This is a genomic window from Methylobacterium dankookense (assembly GCF_902141855.1).
GTDB classification, from domain to species: Bacteria; Pseudomonadota; Alphaproteobacteria; order Rhizobiales; family Beijerinckiaceae; genus Methylobacterium; species Methylobacterium dankookense.
This window is the reverse complement of record NZ_CABFVH010000027.1, coordinates 43,601-68,249: the sequence shown is the minus strand read 5'-3', so window position 1 is coordinate 68,249 and position 24,649 is coordinate 43,601. Positions and strand designations below refer to the sequence as shown.

The window sequence follows — 24,649 nt, the reverse complement described above, 5'->3', positions numbered from 1 at the left end:
TCTGAGACGATGCTGACGGTCGACTCCATCGATCTCTACTACGGCGCCGCCAAGGCCCTGCGCGGCGTCTCGCTCACCGCGGAGCCGGGGCAGGTGACCGCCGTGCTCGGCCGCAACGGCGTCGGCAAGACCTCGCTGATGCGCGCCATCGTCGGGCAGCAGCCGATCGCCAAGGGCTCGATCCGGCTCGGCGACACCGTGCTCTCGGGGCTCGCGCCCTACGACCGGGCGCGGGCGGGCGTCGCCTTCGTGCCGCAGGGCCGCGAGATCTTCCCCCTGCTCACCGTGAAGGAGAACCTTGAGACCGGCTTCGCGCCCTGCAAGCGCAAGGACCGCTACGTGCCGGCCGAGATCTACGACCTGTTCCCGGTGCTGAAGGACATGCTGCACCGGCGCGGCGGCGACCTCTCGGGCGGCCAGCAGCAGCAGCTCGCTATCGCCCGCGCCCTGGTGACCCGGCCGCGGCTCCTCGTCCTCGACGAGCCGACGGAGGGCATCCAACCCTCGATCATCAAGGATATCGGCCGGGCCATCACCTATCTGCGCGGCAAGGGCGAGATGGCGATCGTGCTGGTGGAGCAGTATTTCGAGTGGGCCCGCGACCTCTGCGACACCTACGCGGTGATGGACCGCGGCCAGGTGGTCGATGCGGGCACGCGCGGCAGCATGAACGAGGCCGAAGTGCTGCGCTGGCTCTCGGTCTGAATCCGAGTGTCGAGAGGGGTCACCCTCTCGCGGGTCCAGGGCGGAGCCCTGGGCTTCCCGTCAGGGCTTCGCCCCGACACCCCACCAAAGGGATGATCCCTTTGGGATCCCGGAACTTACTCGGCGACGGCCTCGGCGACCTGGGCGCGGCCGGAATCTTCCGTGATGGCCGCAGCGGCGGCCTCGGCGAGGAGCGCGTAGCCGCCATCGGCCATGTGGAGGCCGTCCGAGGCGAAGAGCTGCTTGCGGGTCAGCTTGCCCTCGCGGATCCAGTCCTGCATCAGGTCGGCCCGGCGGATCACCGGCACGCCGAGCTCGTCACCGATCTCGCGCACGGCGTCGCGGAAGCGAGAGGAGCCGGGCGTGGCGTCCAGCGTCGGACACCATTGCGGCTCCATCAGCACGACATCGATGCCGGCCTCCTGCATCCGCTTGATGGCGCCCACCGTCGCCTCGCGGAAATGCTCCACCGAGACGCCGCGCAGCGGGTCGTTGCTGCCGGTCTGCCAGATCACGAGCTGCGGCTCGGCCTGGATCACGTCGCGGTCGAGGCGGCGCAGCATGTCGTCCGTGTGCTCGCCGCCGATGCCGCGGTTGAGCACCGTGACGCCGCCGAGCTGCGGATAGGTCTTGCGCAGCGCCGCCTCGAGCAGGGCCGGATAGGCCTTGGACGGGCTGCTCGCGCCGATGCCTTCGGTCGAGGAGGAGCCGAAGGCCACGATCCGCAGCGGAGCGCCGATGGCGATCTGGCGGGCGACATGCGGCAGGTCCGCCTCCGTTCCCGAATCGACGCCGAGGATGGTGAGGTCGAGCGAGGTCGGCAGGAGGTCCGCGGTGGCCAGCACCGCCGTCGGCAGCAGCATGAGCCCCGCGATCACCCCGGCGGTGCGCGCGAGGCTGCGGAAGGACTTCGTGGCGGTGCGGAGCGGAGCGGTGTCGATCACGGACGGGACCATCGACCTGACGTCTGGAGCTGATACAGGATGCCCCGCCAGCCCGAAAGGTCGGGTTCCGCCGAGCACTTAAATCCCGACCGAATTCGTAACGCAAAATTAAGGCAGAAACGCAGCACCTCGGCCGCAGCCGTCCACGCGATTCACATCGGGGGCGACAGCCGGAGCGGCCGCCCCACGCCGGTGCTCAGGCCGGCACGGCCTCGCGGGCGGATTCCCCGGCGCGGAAGGCGGCCGCGGCCTCCTCCGTGCGCCAGCAGGCGACGCGGTGCCCGGGCGCGATCTCGGCCACCGGCGGCATCTCCTGGCGGCATCTCTCCGCGGCGAGGAAGCAGCGCGGGGCGAAGGGGCAGCCGGGCGGCCGGTTCGCGAGGTCCGGCGGGCTGCCGGGGATGGTCTGCAGGCGGGCGCCCTTGTCCATCGCGCCCTCGGCGCGGCTGCGCAGCAGGCCGATCGTGTAGGGATGGTGCGGATCGAGCACGACCTGATGCGCGCTGCCCGTCTCCACCACGTGGCCGGCATACATCACGCTGATCCGGTCGGCGACCTCGACGGCGGCGCCGAGATCGTGCGTCACCAGGATGATCGAGAGGCCGAGATCGCGCTGCAATTCGCGCAGCAGGAGCAGGATCTGGATCTGCACCGTGGCGTCGAGCGCCGTGGTCGGCTCGTCGGCGAGCAGCACCTGCGGCCGGCAGGCGAGCGCCAAGGCGATCATCGCGCGCTGGCGCATGCCGCCCGACATCTCGTGCGGGTAGTTGTCGAGGCGCCGCTCCGGGCTCGGGATGCGCACCCGCTCGAACAGGGCGAGCGCCCGCTTGCGGGCCTCGGAGGCGGAGACCTTCTCGTGGCGCTGGATCGCCTCGGTGATCTGGCGGCCGACCGTGTAGACCGGGTCGAAGGCGAGCAGGGGCTCCTGGAAGATCATCGACACGGTGCGCCCGCGGAAATCCGCGAGTTCGCGCTTCGACAGGGCGAGCACGTCGCGCCCGGCGACCTTGAGCGTGCCGGTGATCCGGCTGCGACCCTCGGGGAACAGGCGCAGGATGGCGCGCAGCGTCACGCTCTTGCCGGAGCCCGATTCGCCGATGAGCGCCATGGCCTGGCCGCGCTCGAGGGTGAGGTCGACGCCGTCGACCACGCGGATCTTGCCGAAGCCGACCTTCAGGTCGCCGAGTTCGACGGCGGGTGCGTCGGGCATCGCGTCGCTCTTCGTTGCGGTCATCACGTCACGCTCCTGCCGTCAGGCCGCTGCCAGTGCCGCCGGGGCTTCCGGATGTCCGGAGCCGGGCTGGCGCGCGAGGCAGGCGGCGCGGTGGGCCGGCGCGACCGGGTCGAGGGGCGGCTCCACCTGGGTGCAGACCGGGGCGGCGAGCTTGCAGCGCGGGTTGAAGCGGCAGCCCGGGGGCGGATCGATCGGGTTCGGCGGGTCGCCCGCGAGCAGCGCCACCTGGGTGCGGTTGTCCGGGTCGAGGGAGGGCATCGAGTGCAGCAGCGCGCCCGTATAGGGGTGGGCGGGCTCGGCCAGCACCGCGTCCGAGGGACCGATCTCGCTGACCCGGCCCAGATACATCACCATCACGCGGTCGGAGATGAAGCGCACCACGTTCAGGTCGTGGCTGATGAAGATGTAGGTCAGGCCGAACTCGGCCTTGAGGTCGAGGAGCAGGTTCAGCACCTGCGCCTCCACCGACTTGTCGAGGGCCGAGACCGCCTCGTCGAGGAGCACGAGGCGCGGCTCGAGGGCGAGCGCCCGGGCGATGTTCACGCGCTGGCGCTGGCCGCCGGAGAGCTCGTGCGGGTAGCGGCCGGCGAAGCGCTTCGGCTCCAGCCCGACCCGGGCGAGCAGGCCGCGGGCGCGCTCCACCGCCTGCCGGCCCGGCACGCCGTTCACCTTCGGGCCGAAGGCGATCGAGGCCTCGACCGTCATGCGCGGGTTGAGGGAGGCGTAAGAGTCCTGGAACACCATCTGGACCTGGCGGCGATAGGCCCGCCAGGGCAGCGCGCGCGAGCCCACCGCCTCGCCGTCGAACAGCATCTCGCCGGAATCGCGCTCGATCAGCCCCATCAGGAGCTTGGCCGTCGTCGACTTGCCGCAGCCGGATTCGCCGACGATGCCGAGCGTCTCGCCCTTCAGCGTCTCGAAGTCGACGCCGTCCACGGCGCGCACCACCTGCTTCTGGCCGCCGAGCCCCTTCCGGACGGGGAAGTGCTTGACGAGCCCCGAGACCGAGAGGAGGGGCTGGGCCGGGCCGCCGCGGTCGCGGGGATCGATGGAGGGGGTGAGAACGGGCGCGTTCACTGGCGGATCTCCATGGCCGTCCGCAGGCCGTCCGAGAACAGGTTGAACGAGATCGAGACCACGAAGATGGCGAGCCCCGGCAGGGCCGCGACCATCGGGTTCACGTAGATCGCAGTGCGCAGGGTGTTCAGCATCAGGCCCCATTCGGGCTCCGGCGGACGTACGCCGAGGCCGAGGAAGGACAGGCCCGAGGCCAGGATCATCGAGACGCTGATCAGCGAGGTCGCGTAGACGAAGATCGGGCCGACCACGTTGCCGAGCACCTGCACCCGCATGATCGTCAGCGCCGAGGCGCCGGAGAGCTTGGCGGCGTCGATGTAGTCGCGGCGGCGGATGCCCGTCGTCACGCTCTCGGCGACGCGCGCGATCTGGGGCACGAACACGCAGGTCAGCGAGACGATGGCGTTGAAGATGCCGGCGCCGAGCGCGCCCGACAGCGCGATGGCGAGCAGCACCGAGGGGAAGGCGAAGAACACGTCGATGGTGCGCATCAGGATCGTGTTCGTCCAGCCGCCGACATAGCCGGCGAGGATGCCGATGGCCGAGCCGATGGCGAAGGCGATCAGAACCGGGGTCACGCCCATGAACAGCGACAGGCGCGCGCCGACCATGAGCCGGCTCAGCATGTCGCGGCCGAGCTCGTCCGAGCCGAGCCAGTAGGTGGCGTCGCCCACGGGGCGCAGGCGGCGCAGCATCGAGCCCTTGTAGGGATCCATCGGCGTGATCCAGGGCGACAGGATCGCGACCGCGACGATGAACAGGATCACGGCGCCCGCCGCCATGGCGACGGGATCGCGGACCAGCCGGTGGCCGACATGACCCCAGAAGCCGCGGGAGGGGACGAAGGCCTCCGCCTCGACGGGGGAGGCGGTGGCGACGGCGCCGTCGAGGGCGATGGAGGCGGCGGTGACGGGTGCTGTCATGGCTCTCTCCGGCTCAGGCCCGCTCGATGCGCGGATCGAGGGCGGTCTGCATCACGTCGACGATGAGGTTGAGCAGGACGAAGAACATCGCGAGCACCAGGATCGAGCCCTGGAGCAGCGGCAGGTCGCGCTGGAAGATCGCGGCGTTGAGGAGGAAGCCGGTGCCGGGCCAAGCGAATACCGTCTCGATCAGGATCGAGCCGCCGAGCAGGTAGCCGAGTTGCAGACCCATGATGGCGAGGGCCGTCGGGGCGGCGTTGCGCACCACGTGCTTGAACACGCCCCACTCGTCGAGGCCCTTGGCGCGCAGCGCCTCCACGAAGTCCTGGGCGAGGATGTCGGCCACCAGCGCGCGCACGGTGCGGGCGATGATGCCGGTGGGGATCACCGACATCGTGACGGCCGGCAGGATGATGTAGCGCAGGTGCTCGAAATCGGGCCGCCAGTTGCCGGAGCCGTCGGGCCCCGCGCCGGTCGGCGGCAGCCAGCCGAGCGTGGCCGAGAAGATGATCACCAGGACCATGCCGAGCCAGTAATGCGGCACGCTCACGCCGAAGACGGAGAGCGCCGAGGCCGTCCGGTCGAGGACCGAGTTGCGGCGGTAGCCGGCGACGAAGCCGAACAGGGTGCCGAAGGTGAAGCCGATCAGCGTCGCCACCGAGGCGAGGATCAGGCTGTTCACCACGGCGCGGGAGACCTCGCCGAGCACGGGCCGCCCGGTGGCGATGGAGGTGCCGAGGTCGCCCTGGAGCACGTGCCAGAGCCAGATCGCGTACTGGACCGGCAGCGGCTTGTCGAAGCCGTAGGCGGAGCGCATCTCGTCGATGGTCGCCTGCGTGGCATCCGCAGGCAGCACGGCGCTCAACGGATCGCCCGGCGCGAGATGGACGAGCAGGAAGCAGACGACGCTGACGCCGAAGGCGACGGGCGTGACGTAGATCAGGCGTTTGAGGATGTAGAGCAGCATCGGCTGTCTGGTCTCGGTTGTCTCGGGGCATCGTCCCTGCCTCTCCCCGACATTCGGGAAGGGCGCGGGTCCCCTCTCCCGTTCGGGAGAGGGACAGGGTGAGGGTCGAGAACCTGCCGGAGAAGGCTCGCAGGGATCCGCGGCATCGGCGTGCCGGGACCTGAAGCTTCTCATCCCTCACCCCAACCCTCTCCCGAACGGGAGAGGGGGTCTGTCGCGGTTCCGGGGCCTATCGGCCGGCGGTCGCCATGGTGATCTGCGAGAAATCCTGGAACCAGTTCTGGGCCTGCTTGAAGCCCTTCACCTTGGAACTCATGGCGCGCGGATTGACGTCGTGCGTGATCATGATGAACAGCGCGTCGTCGACGAACTTCTCGTGCACCTTCTTGAGGATGGTCTCCTGCTCGGCCTTGTCGAAGGTGTTGCGCACGCCGTCGAACAGCTTGTCCATCTCAGGATCGTTGTAATAACCCCAGTTCGTGCCGTTCGGCGGCGCGAGGTTGCTCTGCAGGTGGCGGATGTATCCGGTGAAGGGGTCCTGGATGAAGTACGAGTAGTTGATCGCCGACACGCCGCGCGAGATGTCGGCCTTGGCGCCGGCACGCCAGATGTTGATCAGCGTGTTCCACTCCACCACCTCGAAATCGATCTTGATGCCGACCTCGGCGAGGCTCTGCTGGACGAACTCGTTCATCGGCAGCGGCTGCATCTGGCCCGAGCCGGAGGCCGAGATGCCGACCTTGATGGCGAGCGGCTTCTGAGGCGTGTAGCCGGCTTCGGCCATCAGCTTCTTGGCGGCGGCCGGATCGTATTTCACGTCGAAGGTCGGCTTGCCGAACCATTGGTGGCCGGGCGGCAGGAAGCCCTTGGCCGGGATGGCGAGGCCGCCGAGCAGCTCCTTCAGGCCCTCGCGGTCGATGGCGAGGTTGGCGGCCTTGCGGATCCGGATGTCGTTCCAGGGCGAGCCCTCGATCCGGGAGAGGTGCCAGGTCCAGTTGTGCGGGTAGGCGTTGGTGACGATCTGGAAGCCGGCCCCTTTGAGCGAGGCGACGGCGTCGGGGGCGGGCGCCTCGATCCAGTCGACCTGGCCGGAGCGAAGCGCGGCGACGCGGGCATTGGCCTCGGGCAGGGGCACCAGCACGAGCTTGTCGAGCTTCGGCACACGGCCCTTGTCCCAGTACGTCGCGTTCGGGACCATCTCGGCCCGCTCGCGGGGGGCGAAGAGGGTCATCTTCCACGGGCCGGTGCCGGACGGCGTCTTGGCGAAGGCGTCCCAGCTCTTGCCGAGCTTCTCCCACTGCGCGGGGGAGGAGATCATGATCCAGGAGAGCTGGTAGGGCAGGGTGGCGTCGGGCGCCTTGGTGACGATCTCGACGGTCATCGGGTCGACCACCCGGTAGCTCGCCACCGCCGGGATGCGGGTGCGCCCCTGCGCCGACTGGCGCGGGTCGTATTGCGGCGCGTCGTTCTTCAGGAGCTTGTCGAAGTTCCACACCACCGCTTCGGCGGTGAAGTCGGAGCCGTCGTGGAACTTGACGCCGGGGCGCAGCTTGAAGGTCCACTTGGTCTTGTCGTTCGGATCGACCGCCCATTCCGTGGCGAGGCCCGGGGTCAGGTCCGAGGGCTTGTCCACCGAGGACAGGTCCCAGTTGATGAGGCCGTCATAGACCGTGTAGCCGGTGAACCGCATGCCCTCGCCGCCATTGTCGGCCTGGCCGGTGGTCAGCGGGATGTCCGAGGCGGTCATGCCGATCCGGAGCACGCCCTGGGCCGATGCCCCGGGGATCGCCACCGTGACCAGCAGGGCTGCGGCGAGCGCCGCGCGGGCGCCGAGTCGTTTCGTCAGGGACAGCATGTCGAGGGGGTTCGCTCCGTGGGCGGGCACCGGGATGCCCGTGGGGACGGCCGGCCCCATGCAAGGGCGCGGCCAAAGGGGGCCGAAGAGGCGGCGCGGTGCGAAGACTTGTTTTTCGCCTCACGCGGCAGCACGAAAAAAATAATCTCTGGTCAGCCCCGGTCCTGCGGGGCCGCGGCACAGCTCACCGGCAGCAAACGGCGCAGGCCGCGTGCCGGAATGTCTGTCGGAGTTCTCGGGCTGGCGCGCCTCAGGGCGCGTCGATCACGCTCACATGGGCGGCGACCACCCGCCAGCCTTCGGGAAAGCGCACCCAGGTCTGGCTCTGGCGGCCGACCTTGCCGGGCGCGTTGTCGCGGGTGAACAAGGTCATCGCGGTGGCGAGGTCACGGCCATAGGTGGTGATCACCGTGTCCTGCAGCGCGCGCATCAGGCCAATGGGCGCGCGGGTACGGCGGAAGGCGCGGATCGCGTCCATGCCGTAGAGGTTCTCACCCGCGCCGTAGCGGATGGTGCGGGGATCGTCGTGGAAGAGGGCTTCGAGCACCGGCACGTCGTTGCCGGTCAGCGCCGCCTCGTAGGCGCGGAAGGCCGCCTCGACCTCTGCCTTCACCGCGGGATCGTCGATGACCATGGACATCCCTCAATCCAGCGCCGCGACCGGGGCGCGGACGGCGCCGGACCGCTCCAGCACGCGCGCGACGCGCAGCGCGTCGGCCTCGCGCCAGGGCGCGGCGATCACCTGCACGCCGAGCGGCAGGCCGTCGTCGAGCCGGACCGGCACCGCCACCACCGGCAGGCCGAAGAAGGAGATCGGCTGCGTGAACAGACCGATATTGGCCCGCACCGGCAGTTCGACGCCGTCGATCACGAAGGTCTTCTGGCCGGAGCGCGGCGCCCGACAGGGCGTGGCCGGGGCGAGCAGGATGTCGACCTCGCGGAACAGGTCCATGACCGCCGCGCGGTACCAGCGGCGGAAGCGCTGCGCCCGCTCCACATGGGGCGCCGGGATCATCGCGCCCGCGATCAGGCGGTCGCGCACGGCCGGGTCGAACTCGCCCGCGCGGGCACGCAGGCGGTCGAGATGAAGCGCGGCGCCCTCGGCGGCGGTGATCAGGTAGGCGGCGGCGCGGGCGCGGGCGGCCTCGGGCACCTCGACCATCCGGGTCGCGCCGAGGGCGTCGGCGACCCGGGCCACGGCCGCGAAGGCCTCGGGGTCGCCGCCGCGGGCGAAGTAGCCGCCGGCCACGGCGACGCGCAGGGATCCGAGCCCGTCCTCCAGGCCCGGCAGCGCCGGCTCGGGCGCGCGGGTCGTGGCGACCGGGTCCTCGGGATCCTCCCCCTGCATGGCGTCGTAGGCGCAGGCGAGGTCGTGGACCGAGCGGGCCATCGGCCCGAGATGGTCGAGGCTGCCGACGAAGGGAAAGCTGCCGGCCCGGGTCAACCGCCCGTAGGTGGGCTTCAGGCCGAAGCAGCCGCAGAAGGCGGATGGAACCCGGATCGAGCCATTGGTGTCGGAGCCGAGGCTGAGGGGGACGAGCCCCGCCGCCACCGCCGCGCCGGAGCCGCCGGAGGAGCCGCCGGTCATGTGGCCGAGGTCGTGCGGGTTGCGGGAATCCCCGTCATGCACGTTCTCGCCGGTGAAGTCGTAGGCGTACTCGCCCATGTTGAGCGCGCCCACGAGCACGGCGCCCGCCGCCTCCAGGCGCCGCACCAGGGCGCCGTCGCGGGTCGCGGGCGCCCGGTCGCGGTTGATCTTCGCGCCGGCCCGGGTCGGCAATCCTTCCACGTCGATCAGGTTCTTGACCGCGAAGGGCACGCCCGCGAGCGCCCCCGGCGCCTCGCCGCGGGCGAGACCGGCATCGACCGCATCGGCCCGGGCCAGAGCCCGCGCGCCCAGCACCGCGGTGAAGGCGTTGGTGCGGGGATCGATCGCGGCGATGCGGGCAAGGGCGGCCTCGGCCACGGTCCGGGCCGAGACCTGCCCGGACGAGACCGCCGCGGCGATGGCGGCAGCGGATGCGGTGCTCCAGTCGGTCACGGTGCTCACGCCTCGAAGACCGGGGCCGCCTCGGCCTCGTCCGGCAGGGGGAAGGCGGCGACGAGGTCGGCGGCGGCGCGCAGCACGCGGAGATTGGCGACGACGGGCTCGATCCAGGCCGGATCGAGGGCGAGGCCCAGCACGGGGGCGGCGGCCGCCGCGTAGGCTGCGAGATCCGGCTCGGTGGTCGGTGCGTCGGGAATTGCCATCGTGCGGTCCGGGCCTGGTTTCGAGCCGTCGCGGTCTCGTGAACAGGCGCGAAGATCCGCAGCAAAGGCACCGGTTGCAAGCGTTGCATTCAATCCGCGCGGCCGGATCTGCCGACCGAGAATGCAGAACCGCTCCAATCTGCACGCCCGGTGAGCAGGGCGCGGGCCGGGGAGATGCCTAAAACTCGTGCATGGAAAACCGCCGCGCCCGCGATGGGCGCGGCGATTCCGGCTCAGACGCGCGGAGCGTTGGCCAGGGCGAGCAGGGTGTGCAGGAGGACGTCGGCGCCGGCCGCGCAATCGGCGGGGGTGGCCGATTCCGACTCGTTGTGGCTGACGCCGTCCTTGCAGGGCACGAAGATCATCGTGGTGGGCACGCGGCCCGCGAGGTTGCAGGCGTCGTGGCCGGCCCCCGAGACGATCCGGCGCCGGCTGTGGCCGAGCGCCTCCGCGGCGGCATCGACGGCGGCGACGAGGCCCGTATCGAAGGGCACCGGCTCCTTGCGCCAGATCCGCTCGATCTGGAGCGCGAGGTTGCGCCGGGCGCCGATCTCGGCGGCGGCCTCGCGGAGCGCCGTCTCCATGGCGTCGAGGGTCTCGGATTTCGGATCGCGCATGTCGAGGGTGAAGCGGATCTGGCCCGGCACCACGTTGCGCGAGGGCGCCCCGATCACCGCCTCGCCCATCGTCGCCACGGCGCTGGGGGCGTGGCCCTGCGCGATCCGCTCGACCGCCAGCGCCAGCTCGGCGAGGCCGAGCAGGGCGTCGCGCCGCCGCGGCATCGGCGTGGTGCCGGCATGGCTCTCGAAGCCCGTCACCGCGCCGTCGAACCACGCGATGCCCTGGCCGCCCTCGACCACGCCGATGGTCTTGCCCTCGGCCTCGAGGATCGGGCCCTGCTCGATATGCAGTTCCACGAAGGCGCCGATGGCGCGGGCGCCGACCGGCTCGGGGCCGCGGCAGCCGATCGCGTCGAGGGCCTCGGCGACGCTGACACCGGCCGCGTCGCGCTTGGCCAGGATCTCCTCGGTGGTGAATTCCCCGGCATAGGCCGCCGAGGCCATCATGGCGGGGGCGAAGCGCGAGCCCTCCTCATTGGTCCAGTTCACGAGGAGCAGGGGCGCCTCGGTCTCGATCCCGGCATCGTCGAGGCTGCGCATCACCTCCAGCCCCGCGAGCACGCCGAGGATGCCGTCGAACTTGCCGCCCGTGGGCTGGGTGTCGAGATGCGAGCCGCAGGCGACCGGGGGCCGGCTCATGTCGCGCCCGCGGCGCAGGGCGTATTGGGTGCCGAGGGCGTCGACGCCGACCTCCAGGCCCGCCGTCTCGCAGGCCGCGCGGAACCAGTCGCGCACCTGCCCGTCCTCGGGCGAGAGCGTCAGGCGGTTGATGCCGCCGGCCGGCGTCCCGCCGAAGGCCGCCGTCTCCATCAGGGTCGCCCAGAGGCGCGACCCGTCGATGCGCAGATTGTGGGTCTTGCCCGGATTCGTCGGTTCTGTAGCCACGCTCTCAATCCTTTTGCCGGCTAATTCGGCGACGCGTCACGCTGTCGATATCCGCCGCTCCGAAGCGGCCTGACCCGGAGCGCAGGAGCAACCGGGGTGCCAGGGGGCGATACGGGCCGGTCATGCGCCGGACGCAGTCCTCTGTCACGGCTCCCGCCGCAGGACGGGCGAGGCGCGGAGCAGCGCCTCCGGATCGACCTTCAGGGCGGCCGCGATCTCCAGGAGGGCCGCCGCCTCGACGCCCGCGATGCCCTCGTGGTCGGCCACGTCCGCGGCGATGAGGAAGATCGCCGCGCGCTGCTCGGCCGGCCGCTCGGCGGCGCCGGCCACGTGGCGCAGGTTCTCGGCGCGGCCGGCGCGGGTGCGCGCCCGGGCGATGCCGTCGTAGAGCTCGGTCTCCAGCATCAGGGCGTCGTAGCCCTTCTCCAGGATCGGGTTGGCCCGCAGGCCGGCGAGCGCCGTCTCGAACTCCTCGCCCGCGACCTCGCCATCGGCCACGATGACGTTGGCGGCGGCCGAGACGGCGGCGAGCATCAGGGTGCTGTCGCCGGCATAGGCGGTCACGGTCTGCGAGACACGTCCGAACAGGTCGCGAAGGAGGCTCATGGCGCGGTGGATCGGGCTCCGGGACGGCGATGCGCCATCAGTCTAGGCCATGGCAGGGGGGCCGCGCGCAAGCCGGCAATCGGCATCCCCCAATCGGACTCTCCCTGCCGCGGGGCCACCGACACATTCCAGCAAAGCGCCTCGCTCAGGCTCCGATACCGCGTCCGCAAGCGACCCCAGCGACGGCGCGGCCAGCGGGCCGGTCCCAACGCCCCCTCCCACGGGATCGGCCCGCTGCATCCGAGAACCCGCGCTTCGTTAACCCAGGTGATGGAAGCGCCTGCCGGCCCTCGGCCAGAAGCGAGGGCAATCACGGCTTCGACCCGAGGCGCGCCCGTGAGTGAGAGCGGACCGCTCCCGCCTTCCCGAGGTGGAGCGCCGCGTGCCCCGGTTCTTCTTCAACATCACCGACGGCATCAGCGTGCCCGATCACGCGGGCCGCGAACTCGCCGACTGGCACGAGGCGCAGCACATGGCGATCCACCTCGCGGGCCGGGTGATCGCCGACAATGCCCAGCGCATGAAGCTCGGCGAGGACTGGACCATGGAGGTCACGAACGAGGCCGGCCTCGTGCTCTTCCGGCTCGATTTCCACGTCTCGGGCTCGGCCGCGATCCTGGGCTCGCACGGGACGGCAGAGGACCCCGCATAGCGCACCATCCGGCCGGTCATACGACATCCGGGTGATCCCTTCGGGATGGCGGATGTCGCCTTCGCTCAGGCGCCGCGCGGGCTGGCTGATCCCTCCGGGATAGCGGATGTCGCCTTCGCTCAAGCGCCGCGCGGGCTTACTGATCCCGCGTCCGGTCCGATCAACCGGACGCGGGATCAGTCCTGCATGTCGGCCCGCATCTCGGCGAGGCCGCGGCGCTGCCGGCCGTCATCCCAGAAGTTCTCCGGGGCGAGCCAGGCTTCCAGCCCCGCCCGCACCCGCGGCCATTCGGCGTCGGTGATCGAGAACCAGGCGGTGTCGCGCGAGCGGCCCTTCACCACCACGGCGTTGCGGAAGATGCCCTCGAAGGTGAAGCCGAGGCGCAGGGCCGCCGCGCGGGAGGGCGCGTTGAGGCTGTCGCATTTCCACTCGTAGCGCCGGTAGCCGAGGCCGAAGGCGCGCTCCATCATCAGCGCCATCGCCTCGGTCGCCGCCCGGGTCCGCTGCAGGGCGGGGCTCAGATGGATGTGCCCGACCTCGATGCTGCCGTTGCCCGGATCGATGCGCAGATAGGAGGCGATCCCGGCCGCGCGCCCGGTCGCGCGGTCCCGGATCGCGAAGAAGATCGGGTCGGATCCGGCGGCCTGCGCCGCGAGGCCCGCCCGGTAGGTTTCGACATCCATCGGCCGCTCGCCGAACATGTAGGTCCAGCTCCGCCCGTCCGGCGCGGCGGTGAAGGCCGCGAACAGCTCCTCCGCATGGGTTTCCGGGTCGAGGGGTTCGAGCCGGCAGGTGCGGCCCTCCATCGGCGTGCGCGGCGGCAGCGGGCGCGGGGTCCAGCCCGACAGGTCGGGGCCGACCGGCTGGCCGTAGGCGTTGCTGCGCGGGCTCACGGGCGGCGCTCCGCGACGAGGGCGGCGACCGCCGCGTCCCCCTCGGCCGCGAGGCCGTGCGCCACGCCCTCCCGGTCCTCGTCCGTGCGGTTCTGGCTCATCTTCCACTTGCCCGCGACGTCGGTGAGCGCGATCTCGACGCCGACGATGGCGCGCAGCTGCGCCGCGACGAAGGGCTCCGGCGCGTCCGAGACCGCCCAGGGCTCGGGCCGGCCGCCCTCGCGCGCGGCGGTGAGGTCGTCCACCTGCCGCCGCAGCCAGCCGGCATCGGAGATGGCGCGCGGCCGGCCCCGCGCCTGCACGGTGGCGTAGTTCCAGGTCGGCACGACGCGGCCGGTCTCGCGCTTGGTCGCGTACCAGGAGGGGGTGACGTAGGCCTCCGGCCCCTGGAACACGACGAGGCAATCCGCCACCGCCTCCAGTTCCCGCCATTGCGGGTTGGCCCGCGCCACATGTGCCCGCAGCACGCCGTGCTCGCCCTCGGCGTAGAGCAGGAACGGCACCGGGTTCGCCATCAGCCCGCCCGGCCCCGCCGTGACGAGGAGCCCGAGCGGGTGGGCGCGCACCAGAGCGGCGAGCGCCTCGCGGCCCTCCTCCCGGAAATGCGGCGGCTGGTACACGGAAAACCTCTCCTGCGGATGCGAGCCTCCGCTTGACGCGAAAGCGGCCCAGGCAAAAGATCCATTTTCGAGCGATCGACTGGACCAATTGCGCCGTGCCTGCACCGGAAATCCCGGGCGGACCCCTACCCCTCGCCCTCGGGCTCGATCCCGGCTCGGGTGGGCCCCTGCACGTCCAGATTCGCGATGCCCTGCGCGAGGCGATCCTGTCGCGCCGCCTCGCGCCGGGCAGCCGCATCCCGGCCTCGCGGGCGCTCGCCTCCGATCTCGGCTGCGCCCGCGGCACGGTGCTGCTCGCCCTGGAGCAGCTCGCTGCCGAGGGCTATCTCGTGGCGCGCACCGGCTCCGGCACCCGCGTCGCCGCCGTGCCGCCGGAGGATCCCGCCCCGCCGGCCCCCGCGCCCGCCGGGCGTTCCCTGCCGCCCCCGGTCCTGTCGCGGCGCGGCGCGGCGCTCGCGGCCTCGGGGCCGCGCGCCTACCTGTCCGGTCCCGAGGCGCCCGACGCCTTCGCCCTCGGGCGGCCGGCCCTCGACGCCTTCCCCTTCGCGGTCTTCGCCAAGCTGATCCAGGCGGAATGGCGCGAGGGGCCGCCGCCCGCGCCCCACCCGCTCGGCCTGCCGGCCCTGCGCCGCGCGGTGGCGGCCTATCTCGCCGCCGGCCGCGGCGTCGCCTGCGAGCCCGAGGACGTGATCGTCACCGCCGGCATCCGCCAGAGCCTGCGCCTGCTGGCGCGCCTGCTGCTCGATCCCGGCGAGGCGGCCTATGTCGAGGATCCGGGCTTTCCCGGCATCGCCCGGGCGCTCGCCGAGGCGGGCCTGCGGCCGGTGCCGGTGCCCGTCGGGCCCGGCGGCCTCGCGGTGGCGGCGGCCCGCGCGATCGAGCCGGCGGGGCGGCTCGCCGTGGTCACGCCGGCCCACCATTATCCGCTCGGCCACGCCATGAGCCTGGAGAACAGGCTCGACCTCCTGGCCTGGGCACGGGCGAATGGCGGCTGGATCGTCGAGGACGATTACGACGGCGCCTACCGCTATGCCGGGCGCCCGCTCGCGCCGCTGCGCAGCCTCGATCGCGAGGGCCGCGTGATCTATGTCGGCAGCTTCTCCAAGGTGCTCCTGCCGGCCCTGCAGCTCAGCTACCTCGTCCTGCCGCCCGGTCTCGCCGCGCCGGTGCAGCGGGCGCTCGCCGAGGCCGGCCCCGCCCCGGCGGGCCTCGGCCAGGGGGCGCTGGCCCGCTTCATCGAGGAGGGCCATCTCGCGGCCCATCTGCGCCGCACGCGCCGCCTCTACGCGCTGCGCCAGGAGGCGCTGCTCGCGGCGGCGGCGCGTCAGGCCGACATCCTGGACGTGGCCCCCCTCGCGGGGGGCATGCATCTCGTCGCCCGGCCCGGCCCGCTCTGGCCGGCCGGCCTCGGCGACGCGCGGGCGGCGGCGGCCTGCGCGGCGGCCGGGATCGCTGCGGTGGCGCTCTCGGCCTATCACGCGGGCCCCGCCGCGAACGCCGCCGCGAGCCCCGGCCTTCTCCTCGGCTACGCCGCCGTGCCGGAGCCCGCGATGGCGCCGGCCGTCGCACGGATGGCCGCGGCCTTGCGCGGCGCGCCGGCGGCGCCGTCGGCCTGAAATCCGGCCGGCAGACGGGATCACCCGGCCGGCGGCGTCAGGGTGAGCTTGCCCGTGAAGGGCTGCGACTGGTTGCGCGCGCTGGTGCAGGCGTAGCTGTGATCGCCGGCGCCCAGGGTGCGGAATCGGAGCGTGCCCTGGCCGTTCTGCTTGACGAGATAGCCCTTCTCGCTCGCCACGTGCACGAGGTCGCCGTCGGCGTGGAGCACATGCGCGTTCTCGAACTGGCCCGGCGCGGTGATCGTGACAGGCGCGTTCACCCGGCTCACCACATGGAGCGCCACGTTGGTGTCGGCCGGCAGGCGCAGCTCGGCGGGCGCGCAGACCGGCTTCCCGTCCGCCTCGCTGATCGTCAGCTCCACAGGCGGCATCACGTCGGTCGCGGGTTTCGGCAGGGGCTTCGATTCGGCATGCGCCGGGCCGGCGAGGGCCAGTCCGAGAGTGCAGGCGGCGAGGAGCTGTCGCATGGGATCCTTCTGGGGTCCTCTCGGCCGGGCGGCCGTCATCCCGAGGACAGGTCCGGCCGCGGGACCCCGGTTCCGACGCGCGACGCGGCGCCGCGTCAGGGCTGTCCGATGATCGTGCGGCGGTCGCCCGCGCGGCGGGTGAAGCCGGCGGCGTCGAGATGCTCCAGGAGCGGGATCGAGAACTTCCGCGAGATGCCGAGCGCCGCCCCGGCCTCGCGGGCGAGGAAGCCCGTCTCCGGCGCGGTCGCGTTCGGGAAGGCCGTGGCGAGGCGCGCGCGCGCGTCGAGGATCGCGTCCTTGTGGAACAGGACCGCGCGGCGCTGCACCCGGTCGACGGCGCGGATCACCGCCCCCGCCCCGATCAGGTAGGTCAGGGCCTCGCGGCGGCGCGGGTCGCGCCCCACCGCCTCGGCCTCGTCGGGGGGCGAGAGGCCGGCGCGGCGGAACACGGCGTCCAGGCGGCGCACCACCTCGGTCTCGTTGCGGGCCGGATCGAACTCCGCCCGCCGGTAGAGGGCGCCGGCCTGGGCCACGGCGCCGCTGGCGATCAGGTCGCGGAGCGCCGCCGAGGCCACGGTCTCGCCGAGTCCGAGCATCCGCAGGATGCGCTCGGCCGCGAGTCCGTGCTCCATCGGATGGTCGCGGTGGTGGCGCCCGAGGGTGGCGAGCAGGCTCTCGCGGAGCGCCCCGAAGGCCTGCGCGCCGAGGAAGCGGTCGCCGATCTCGCGCGCGCCCATGGTCTCGAGCACCCGGCGCACCCGCTCCGGCGCGGCGCCGGCGAGGCGGGCGAGCTCGGGCAGCGGCGTGCCCGCCGCCCCGGCCTGCCCGAGCCGGGTGCCGAGGATGTCGGCCGGCCCGCCGCGGGCCAGCGCCGCGAGGTCGGACAGCACCCGCGGGTCGTGCCGCTTGCGCCGGCGCGCGGCCGGATCGAGCACCCGCCCGCCCGCGACGGTGACCGAGGGCGCGTCGAGGCGCAGGATGAAGGGCTCGCGCGCCGGCACCGCGATCTCGGCCTCCGTGTGGATCTGGGCCTGCGCCGAGGCGCCGGGCTCCAGCGCGTCCCGGTCGAGCAGGCGCAGCCGCGCCGGGACCTCGGTGGTGCCGAACAGGAGGCGGAGGGCGGTGCCGGAGGCGAGCGGCCCCTCCGCGCTCGCCGCGGCGGTGAGCGACACGTCGATCCAGCGGCTCTCCGCGAGCAGGCCCGGCGGGCAGAGAGCCTGGCCGCGGGCGATCTCGTCGAGGTCGATGCCGTAGAGCGCCACCGCGGAGCGCCGGCCGGGCTCGACGCCCTCCACCGAGCGGCCGTGGACCTGCAGCCCGCGCACGGTCGCGATCTTGCCGCCCGGCACGATGGCGAGGGTGTCGCCGACGCTCAGGCGGCCGCGCCGCAGGGTGCCGGTGACCACGGTGCCGAAGCCGGGCCGCGAGAACACCCGGTCGACGGGCAGGTAGGGGAAGCCGTCATCGGCCCGCGGCGGGGCTGCCTCGAGGAGCGCGGCGAGCGCCGCCGTCAGCTCCGGGATCCCCTGCCCCGTGAGCGCCGAGGTCGCCACCACCTCCGGATGGTCGAGCCCGGCGCGGGCCGCCGCCGCCGCGATCTCGGCGCCGCGGGCCGCCAGCATCTCGGGGGTGGCGAGGTCCGCCTTGGTGAGCGCCACGACGCCGCGCCGCACGCCGATCAGCCGGGCGATCTCCAGGTGCTCCACCGTCTGCGGCTTGATGCCCTCGTGCGCGTCGACGGCGAGCAGCACGGCGCGCATGCCGGTAGCGCCCGAGATCATCGCACGCACGAAGCGCTCGTGCCCCGGCAGGTCGACGAGGTCGATCTCGCCGGTGCCGGGCCTCAGCAGCGCGAAGCCGGGCACGATCGAGACGCCGCGCGCCTTCTCCTCCTTGAGGCGGTCGGTCTCCATGCCCGTGAGCGCCCGCACGAGGGCGGTCTTGCCGTGGTCGACATGCCCGATCACGCCGACAAGGAGAGTCTTCATCGCCAGTGCCATCGATTCCGATCAGTCGCGTGCCGTGTCCAGCTGGCCGCAAATTCCTAGCGGGTGGGGGTGGGTCCGTCATCGCCGCGGCCTGCGGCGACACGGGCACAGCCAGCGGCGCAGGATTTGAATTGTGCCAAATCCATTAACGCGCAAGGTAAGCATCGGGCAAGGTGAATTTCTGTGCGACGCACAATCTCCGCGGGCATCGGAGCCGGCCCGCCGCGCTTTCCCTGCGGAGAATGGCCGCCGGCGCCGATCCCGCCGCCATCTCGCGCGTTGCTGAGCGGGGCATGAGCCTGCGAGTATGTGAGACCGCGACACGTTCGCGCCCGGTGCGGGCAGCGGGACGCCGGTCGGCCAAGGGGGATGACATCTGCATGAGCGCGCCGCGCGAGGTCGAGTTGAAGCTGGAATGCGGCGGGCCGGATCTCGCCGCGCTCGCCGCCCACCCTCTGCTGCAGGACGCCGAGGGGGCGCGCGACCTCATCACCACCACCTATTTCGACACCCCCGACGAGGCGCTGCGGGAGGCGGGCCTGACGCTCCGGGTGCGCCGCCGGGACGATCGCTTCGTGCAGACGGTGAAGAAGGGCGAGGGCGGGGCCGGCCTGTTCGACCGGGCCGAGTGGGAGATGCCGGTGGAGGGCGAGCGGCCCGAACCCGCGCTGCTCGCGGACACACCCGTCCCCGCGGTGCTGGACGAGGCCGGGACGTCCGATCTCGTGCCGCGCTTCACCACGGTGGTGATGCGCTCCGAGCGCGCCGTCGCCTACGGCGCCTCGCGCATCCTCGCCACCCTCGACGAGGGCCGGGTCGAGAGCCCGGCCGGCGACACCACCCTGTGCGAGCTGGAACTGGAGCTGGCGGAGGGCGCGCCCGGCGACCTCTTCGCCCTGGCCCAGGCGCTCGCCGAGACGGTGCCCCTGCGCATCGGCGTGCGCGCCAAGAGCGCGCGTGGCTTCGCCCCCCCCGACGGCAAGGGCCTGAAGGGCAGCAAGGCCGAGCCGGTGCCGATGCCGGAGGATGCGAGCGCGGGCGACGCCTTCCGGCTGATCGCGCTGGCCTGCCTGCGCCAGCTCCGGCTCAACGAGGAGGTCTTCCTGGCGCAGCGGCCGCCCGAGGCGCTGCACCAGATCCGCGTCTCGATCCGCCGCCTGCGCTCGGCCTTCTCGCTGTTCAAGCCCGTGCTGGCGGATGATCCGCGGGCGGCGGCGCTCTCGGAGGAGATCAGGCGGGTCACCGAGCCCTTCGGGCCGGCGCGCAACCTCGACGTCTTCCTCGCCACGACGCTGCCCGCCGAGATGGAGCGGCGGCCCGACGAGCCGGGCCTCGCCGCCCTGCGCGAGCGCCTGGAGGCCGAGCATGCCCGCGTCTACGCCCGGGTCTTCGCCGTGCTGGAGGCTCCGGAATGGCGGGTGCTGCTCCTCGACCTCCTCGCCTGGATCGAGACCGGCGCCTGGCGCGCCCTCCCCGCCGCCCGCGAGCCGGCGCAGGATTTCGCGGGCGAGACCCTCGACCGCTTCCGCCGCCGGGTGAAGAAGCGCGGGCGCCATCTCGACCATCTCGACCCCGAGGAGCGCCACCGCGTCCGCATCGCCGCGAAGAAGCTGCGCTACGGCGCCGAGTTCTTCGCCGCGCTCTATCCCGGCAAGAAGGCGGCCAAGCGCCACAAGACCTTCGTCTCCGCGCTGTCGGACCTGCAGGACCATCTCGGCGCGCTGAACGACCTCGCCACCGCCCACCACGTGATGGCGAGCCTCGCCGAGCCGGACGGCACGGCCGCCGACGGCCAGGCCGCCTTCGCCGCGGGGCTGACCGCCGCCGACAACGAGGCCCATGCCGAGGAGCTCCTCGCCAAGGCGGCGGAGGCGCATGACGACCTCGTGGACGTGAAACCCTTCTGGCGCTGATCTCCTTTCCCGGAGGCGCCGGCCCGGTCCCCGCAAGCGGGCCGGCGCATCCACGGAGACGACCCATGGCTGAGCCCTACCGCTTCGGCATCGAGGAGGAGTTCTTCCTGGCCGATGCCGGGACGCGGGGAAGCCCCGGCCCGCGCGCCGAGGGTTTCCACGCCGCGGTCGAGGCGCGGCTGGACCATGCCGAGCGAGAGCTTCAGCGCATCCAGATCGAGACCTGCTCGCCGCCCTCGGACAGCTTCGCCGAGGCCGGGGCGCGGCTCGCCGCCCTGCGCGCCGGGCTCGCCGAGATCGGCGCGGAGCACGGCATCCTCGTCTTCGCGGCGGGCACGCACCCGACCGCCCTGTGGCGCAGCCAGCGCGAGACCCCGGCCGAGCGCTACCGCGGCATCGTGCACGACCTGCGCATGATCGGGCGACGCACCCTGGTCTGCGGCATGCACGTCCACGTGGAGGTCGCGGCGCCCGAGAGCCGGGCCGATCTCGGGCGCCGCCTCCTGCCCTTCCTGCCGCTGCTGCTCGCGCTCTCGGCCTCCTCGCCGTTCTGGCAGGGGCGCCCGACCGGGCTCGCCGGCTACCGGCTGCGCGCCTATGCCGAATTGCCGCGCACCGGCCTGCCGGAGCTGTTCGACGGCGCCGACGACTACGCGCGCTACCTGCGGGTGATGACGAAGGCCGGGGCGATCGAAGACGCCACCTTCCTCTGGTGGAACCTGCGCATCTCCGCGAAATACCCGACGCTGGAACTGCGCATCGCCGATGCCTGCCCGAATCTCGCCGACGCGCTCGCGGTCGCGGCGCTGTTCCGCTGCCTCGTGCGCCGGGTCGAGCGGGATCCGGCCCTGAATGCCAGCCTCACCGGCGCCTCGCGGGGCTTCGTGATGGAGAACCTGTGGCGGGCCCAGCGCGACGGCACCAAGGTCGCCCTGATCGACGAGGCGCAGGAGCGCGCCATTCCCCTGCCCGAGGCGGTCGAGGCCGCGCTGGCGCTCGTCGCCGAGGATGCCGAGACCCTCGGCTGCGCGGAGACCTGCGCCCGGGCGCGGACCATCGCCGCGCAAGGGTCGAGCGCCGACCGGCAGCTCCGGACCTACGAGGCGGCGCTGCAGGAGGGCGCAAGGCGCCGCGACGCCCTGAACGCCGTGGTCGATTCGCTCGCCCGGGAGACCGCGGGCGGGGTCTGATAGCGCGTCCGGTTGATCGGACCGGACGCGGTCTCAGCCAGCCCGCGCGGCGCTTGCGCGAAGACGACATCCGCCATCCCGAAGGCATCACCCGGATGGCGTATGAGGCACCCCGCTTCCGGAAGTTCACCGGACCCGCGACGCGCGCCCTCTCCCAAGCGGGAGAGGGGACCCGCGCTCGCTCTTGGGCCGTCGCGTCTCTCCCCAGTCTCCCGTTCCGGAGCGGGGAACGCGATCACCGGCCCTTCAGGAACGCCTCCGCGCTGCGCAGCGCCAGCGCCATGATGGTGAGCGCCGGATTCGCCGCGAGCGAGCTCGGGAAGGTCGAGCCGTCGCTGATCCAGAGATTGTCGATCGCGAAGCTGCGCCCGTACGGATCGACCACGGCGCTGTCGCCATCGCGGCCCATGCGGCAGGTGCCGATGGTGTGGGCGACGCGCTCCAGTACCCAGATGTCGGAGGCGCCGGCCGCCTGCCAGAGGTCGGTCATGAGCGCCGTGGCATGCGCGTTGAGGCGCCGCTCGTTCTCGCCGTAGCCGAAGCTGATCCGCGCCTTGGCGAGGCCCAGCGCGTCGGTCTCGTCCGACAGCGTGAGCCGGTTCTCGTCGCAGGGCAGGGTCTCGCCGTTGATGCCGATCCCGGCGAGGTGGTTGTAGCCGGACAGGCAATCGTGCAGCGCCTCGCCCCACAGGCCGCGGGAGCGCGCCACCGCGTTGGCGAGGGTCAGCGGCTCGACGCCGAGGCTCTGGACCAGATAGCCGCCCGCGAAGTCGGCGCCCTCGGGTCGCACCATGTCCTCGGTGATGAGCGCGGATGGGTAGCCCCGGTTCATGCGGATCTCGTCCGGGAAGCTGCCCCAGACCTGCGTCGCCACATGGCCCATATAATTGCGCCCGACCTGGCCCGACCCGTTGGCGAGGCCGAGATTGAGCAGGAGCCGCGGCGTCTCGACGGCGCCCGCGCAGAGATAGACCGCGCCGCAGCGCTGCCGCCGGTCGAAGCCGCCGCTGCGGTAGATCACGGCCGTGATGCGGCCCGCGCGATCCCGCTCCAGCCCGTGCACCACGCTCTCCGGCCGGATCTCGGCGCCGTGGCGCACGGCGTAGGGCAGGTAGGTCACGTCCATGCTGGTCTTGGCGCCGGTGCGGCAGCCCTGGTGGCAATAGCCGCATCGGATGCAGGCCGCGCGGGCCGGACCGTCCTCCTGCTGGAAATCCCGCGAGACCACCGCCGCGGGCGCGTCGGCGGTGCGGATCCCGAGCCGGGCGCAGGCGGCCGCCATGATCTCGGCCGGGCCGTTGCGCGGCACCGGGGGCAGGGGGTAGCGGCGGCCGGGATCCCACGGATAGTCCGGCGGGCCCGAGACGCCGATGAAGCGCTCCACGCGCTCGTAGAAGGGCAGCAGGTCGTCGAGGGTCAGCGGCCAGTCGCAACCCTCGCCGGTCTCGGTGCGGAGCGCGAAGTCGCGCCGGCCGGGGCGCGGCACGAAGGCGCCCCAGTGCAGGGTCGAGCCGCCGACCCCCGTGCCGCTGTTGTTGGCGCCGAACGCTTCGGGGGTCGAGCCGCCGCTGAGGCGCTCCTGCGTCCAGTAGATCTCGTCGGCGAGCGTCTCGTCGAAGGCGAAGGCGGCGGGCGCGAAATTCGGCCCGGCCTCCAGCGCCACGACCGTGAGGCCCGCCGCGGCGAGCCGGGCGAGGACGGGCGCGCCGCCCGCGCCCGTGCCGATCACCACCGCGTCCACGACCGCGTCCTCGGCGTAGGTCCGCTGCCGGTCGAGTCTCATCGGACGGGCTCCAGGGCTTTCGGCTCCCAGGGCTCCGGGGGACCGGAGGCGCGGGCAAAGCCCGGCAGGCCCTTGGCGAGCCCGTCCGCATCGGTCTCGCCGACGCCCCCGGCGCCGATCCCGGAGAAGCCGATCCGGGCCAGCGCGATGGGGTGGGCGAGATAGCTGCGCACCGCGTCGGCGCGCAGATCCTCGAACCACAGAACCATCCGCTCCGCGTCGAGGCCCGGCCGGTCCATGGCGGGCACGGCGAGCCGCCCCGCCTGCGCGGCCTTCAGCAGAGCGTCCTGCCCGGCCCCGTCGCGGGCGAGGAAGGGCGCAGCCTCGGCCCGGGACGCCGCGTCGAGGCTGCGCAGGCCGGCCCGGTAGGCCTCTCCGTCCGGCGGCAGATCGGCGAAGCGCCAGCCGTCCGAGGCGCCGGAGGCAAGGCGGGCATCGAGCCGCGCGGCGATGTCGAACCCGGCCCGCGGCACCACGCGGGCGACCACAGCCCGGAGCAGCGCCAGCTCGACCGGATCGAGGAGGGCCGGCGCATAGGCCGGGTCGTCGGGCTGCGCCCGCTCGATAAGCGCCGCCCGCAGGCGCGGATTGACGCGCTCCGAGGCGATCAGCGCGGCGTAGTCCGCCGGGATCTCCGGTGCGGGCGGCGGCGGCGGATCGGCCGCGGCGAGGTGGTCCGCGATCAGCCCGGCCACGGCCTCCGGCCGCTCCAGGGGCAGGAGATGGCCGGCGCCTTCGAGGACGGCGATGCGGTGATGGGCCAGATGCGGGGCGGTGAGCGCCGCCTGAGCGGAGGGCCCGAGATCGGCATCCTCGGAGCCCGCCAGGATCAGGGCGGGAATGCGCAGCACGCCGACCCGCGCGCACCAATCCTCGTTCGCACCCGATTCGAGCCAGGCGCGCCAGGCGGCGGGCGCGGCGCGCAGGACGTCGGCGACGGCCGCATCCTCGACCTCCGGGGAGAGCGGCGCGCCGACATTCTGGCGGATGAAGGCGCGGGCCTCGCGGGCGCGGGTCGCGGCATCCGCGTCGATCCAGGCGCGCATCTTCGCGCGCCTGTCCTCTGGGATCGGCTCCGGGCTCGGCGGCGAGCCGGCGACGAGGACGAGGCGGGCGAGCCCCTCGAGCACGGGATCGCCGTCCTCGGCCCGGCGGGCCAGCGCGAGGGCCACCTTCGCGCCCATGCTGTGGCCGGCCAGGGCGAAGCGCCGGGGCGCCGCCGCCTCGATCCGCGCCGCAACGTGATCGGCCATCTCGGCGATACTGAAGCCGGAGGCGCCCGCTTCCGCACCGAAGCCCGGCAGGTCGAGGGCGAGGCAGGGCGTGCCGAGCTGGGCCGCGACCGCGTCCCAGCTGCGAGCGCTCCCCCCGAGGAAATGGAGGCAGACCAGGAGATCGGGCGGGGAGGCAGGGACGTTCATGCGGCCGAGATCGCGCGGGACCGATCCCGATCAAGCGCCG

22 protein-coding genes are annotated in these 24,649 nt (G+C 72.9%); 5 read left to right on the top strand and 17 right to left on the bottom strand.

The genetic code is table 11. The annotated features are described in order from the left end of the window. The first annotated feature begins 9 nt into the window (after window positions 1-9). A complete protein-coding gene (gene urtE, locus MTDSW087_RS18910) occupies window positions 10-705 on the top strand; it encodes an urea ABC transporter ATP-binding subunit UrtE (protein WP_144766458.1) in 696 nt (231 codons plus the stop codon). 116 nt (window positions 706-821) lie between these two features. Here the strand turns inward: urtE and MTDSW087_RS18905 are convergent, their stop codons facing one another. From MTDSW087_RS18905 to MTDSW087_RS18855, 11 genes are all read right to left on the bottom strand, one after another. Beyond that, window positions 822-1,661 carry an SGNH/GDSL hydrolase family protein gene (locus tag MTDSW087_RS18905; RefSeq protein ID WP_144766457.1) on the bottom strand — a complete coding sequence of 280 codons (840 nt, stop codon included), beginning with the start codon at window positions 1,659-1,661 and terminating at the stop codon, window positions 822-824. A 184-nt stretch (window positions 1,662-1,845) separates the two neighbouring features. Continuing rightward, complete coding sequence (locus MTDSW087_RS18900; protein ID WP_238179294.1) at window positions 1,846-2,883, bottom strand: ABC transporter ATP-binding protein; 1,038 nt, start codon at window positions 2,881-2,883, stop codon at window positions 1,846-1,848. 18 nt (window positions 2,884-2,901) lie between these two features. After that, a complete protein-coding gene (locus tag MTDSW087_RS18895) occupies window positions 2,902-3,960 on the bottom strand; it encodes an ABC transporter ATP-binding protein (RefSeq protein ID WP_210248298.1) in 1,059 nt (352 codons plus the stop codon). After that, window positions 3,957-4,883, bottom strand: a complete 927-nt coding sequence (locus MTDSW087_RS18890) for an ABC transporter permease (protein ID WP_144766456.1) — start codon at window positions 4,881-4,883, stop codon at window positions 3,957-3,959. Before MTDSW087_RS18890 ends, MTDSW087_RS18895 begins: the two co-directional genes overlap by 4 nt. Window positions 4,884-4,896: 13 nt before the next feature. Beyond that, a complete protein-coding gene (locus MTDSW087_RS18885; RefSeq protein ID WP_144766455.1) occupies window positions 4,897-5,850 on the bottom strand; it encodes an ABC transporter permease in 954 nt (317 codons plus the stop codon). Window positions 5,851-6,079: 229 nt separating this feature from the next. Continuing rightward, window positions 6,080-7,705 (bottom strand): ABC transporter substrate-binding protein, encoded by a 1,626-nt coding sequence (locus MTDSW087_RS18880; protein WP_144766454.1) that lies wholly within the window; start codon window positions 7,703-7,705, stop codon window positions 6,080-6,082. A gap of 250 nt (window positions 7,706-7,955) precedes the next feature. Next, on the bottom strand, window positions 7,956-8,339 hold the full coding sequence (gene hpxZ / locus MTDSW087_RS18875; protein ID WP_144766475.1) for an oxalurate catabolism protein HpxZ: 384 nt from the start codon (window positions 8,337-8,339) through the stop codon (window positions 7,956-7,958). A gap of 9 nt (window positions 8,340-8,348) precedes the next feature. Continuing rightward, on the bottom strand, window positions 8,349-9,755 hold the full coding sequence (locus tag MTDSW087_RS18870; RefSeq protein WP_144766453.1) for an AtzE family amidohydrolase: 1,407 nt from the start codon (window positions 9,753-9,755) through the stop codon (window positions 8,349-8,351). Beyond that, window positions 9,752-9,955 carry a DUF4089 domain-containing protein gene (locus MTDSW087_RS18865; protein ID WP_144766452.1) on the bottom strand — a complete coding sequence of 68 codons (204 nt, stop codon included), beginning with the start codon at window positions 9,953-9,955 and terminating at the stop codon, window positions 9,752-9,754. The genes MTDSW087_RS18870 and MTDSW087_RS18865 overlap by 4 nt, the downstream gene beginning before the upstream one ends. 233 nt (window positions 9,956-10,188) lie before the next feature. Beyond that, window positions 10,189-11,460, bottom strand: coding sequence for a Zn-dependent hydrolase (locus MTDSW087_RS18860; protein WP_280525280.1), 1,272 nt, complete (start codon window positions 11,458-11,460; stop codon window positions 10,189-10,191). A 144-nt stretch (window positions 11,461-11,604) separates the two neighbouring features. Continuing rightward, the gene (locus tag MTDSW087_RS18855; protein WP_144766451.1) at window positions 11,605-12,066 is read right to left on the bottom strand and encodes a tellurite resistance TerB family protein; all 462 of its coding nucleotides are present in this window, start codon (window positions 12,064-12,066) and stop codon (window positions 11,605-11,607) included. Between the two features lie 382 nt (window positions 12,067-12,448). Here MTDSW087_RS18855 and MTDSW087_RS18850 point away from each other — a divergent pair, with 382 nt between their 5' ends. Beyond that, window positions 12,449-12,718: a DUF6894 family protein gene (locus MTDSW087_RS18850; protein WP_144766450.1), complete on the top strand. Its 270-nt coding sequence runs from the start codon at window positions 12,449-12,451 to the stop codon at window positions 12,716-12,718. A gap of 176 nt (window positions 12,719-12,894) precedes the next feature. On the opposite strand, the gene MTDSW087_RS18845 is transcribed toward MTDSW087_RS18850, so the two are convergent. Then, the gene (locus MTDSW087_RS18845) at window positions 12,895-13,611 is read right to left on the bottom strand and encodes a GNAT family N-acetyltransferase (RefSeq protein WP_144766449.1); all 717 of its coding nucleotides are present in this window, start codon (window positions 13,609-13,611) and stop codon (window positions 12,895-12,897) included. Continuing rightward, the gene (locus MTDSW087_RS18840; RefSeq protein ID WP_144766448.1) at window positions 13,608-14,231 is read right to left on the bottom strand and encodes an FMN-binding negative transcriptional regulator; all 624 of its coding nucleotides are present in this window, start codon (window positions 14,229-14,231) and stop codon (window positions 13,608-13,610) included. The genes MTDSW087_RS18845 and MTDSW087_RS18840 overlap by 4 nt, the downstream gene beginning before the upstream one ends. Window positions 14,232-14,326: 95 nt before the next feature. On the opposite strand from MTDSW087_RS18840, the gene pdxR reads away from it, so the two are divergent. Then, window positions 14,327-15,847, top strand: coding sequence for a MocR-like pyridoxine biosynthesis transcription factor PdxR (gene pdxR, locus MTDSW087_RS18835; RefSeq protein ID WP_238179391.1), 1,521 nt, complete (start codon window positions 14,327-14,329; stop codon window positions 15,845-15,847). Between the two features lie 20 nt (window positions 15,848-15,867). Here the strand turns inward: pdxR and MTDSW087_RS18830 are convergent, their stop codons facing one another. Both MTDSW087_RS18830 and selB read right to left on the bottom strand, forming a co-directional pair. Further along, on the bottom strand, window positions 15,868-16,314 hold the full coding sequence (locus MTDSW087_RS18830; RefSeq protein WP_142584264.1) for an anaerobic typically selenocysteine-containing protein: 447 nt from the start codon (window positions 16,312-16,314) through the stop codon (window positions 15,868-15,870). A 95-nt stretch (window positions 16,315-16,409) separates the two neighbouring features. Beyond that, the gene (gene selB, locus MTDSW087_RS18825) at window positions 16,410-18,302 is read right to left on the bottom strand and encodes a selenocysteine-specific translation elongation factor (RefSeq protein ID WP_238179389.1); all 1,893 of its coding nucleotides are present in this window, start codon (window positions 18,300-18,302) and stop codon (window positions 16,410-16,412) included. Window positions 18,303-18,682: 380 nt separating this feature from the next. Here selB and MTDSW087_RS18820 point away from each other — a divergent pair, with 380 nt between their 5' ends. After that, window positions 18,683-20,215 (top strand): CYTH and CHAD domain-containing protein, encoded by a 1,533-nt coding sequence (locus tag MTDSW087_RS18820; RefSeq protein ID WP_144766446.1) that lies wholly within the window; start codon window positions 18,683-18,685, stop codon window positions 20,213-20,215. A 65-nt stretch (window positions 20,216-20,280) separates the two neighbouring features. Next, complete coding sequence (locus MTDSW087_RS18815) at window positions 20,281-21,405, top strand: carboxylate-amine ligase (protein WP_144766445.1); 1,125 nt, start codon at window positions 20,281-20,283, stop codon at window positions 21,403-21,405. A gap of 235 nt (window positions 21,406-21,640) precedes the next feature. On the opposite strand, the gene MTDSW087_RS18810 is transcribed toward MTDSW087_RS18815, so the two are convergent. Both MTDSW087_RS18810 and MTDSW087_RS18805 read right to left on the bottom strand, forming a co-directional pair. Beyond that, window positions 21,641-23,188, bottom strand: a complete 1,548-nt coding sequence (locus MTDSW087_RS18810) for a GMC family oxidoreductase (RefSeq protein WP_144766444.1) — start codon at window positions 23,186-23,188, stop codon at window positions 21,641-21,643. Beyond that, window positions 23,185-24,609 (bottom strand): alpha/beta hydrolase, encoded by a 1,425-nt coding sequence (locus tag MTDSW087_RS18805; RefSeq protein ID WP_144766443.1) that lies wholly within the window; start codon window positions 24,607-24,609, stop codon window positions 23,185-23,187. Before MTDSW087_RS18805 ends, MTDSW087_RS18810 begins: the two co-directional genes overlap by 4 nt. Window positions 24,610-24,649 lie beyond the last annotated feature (40 nt).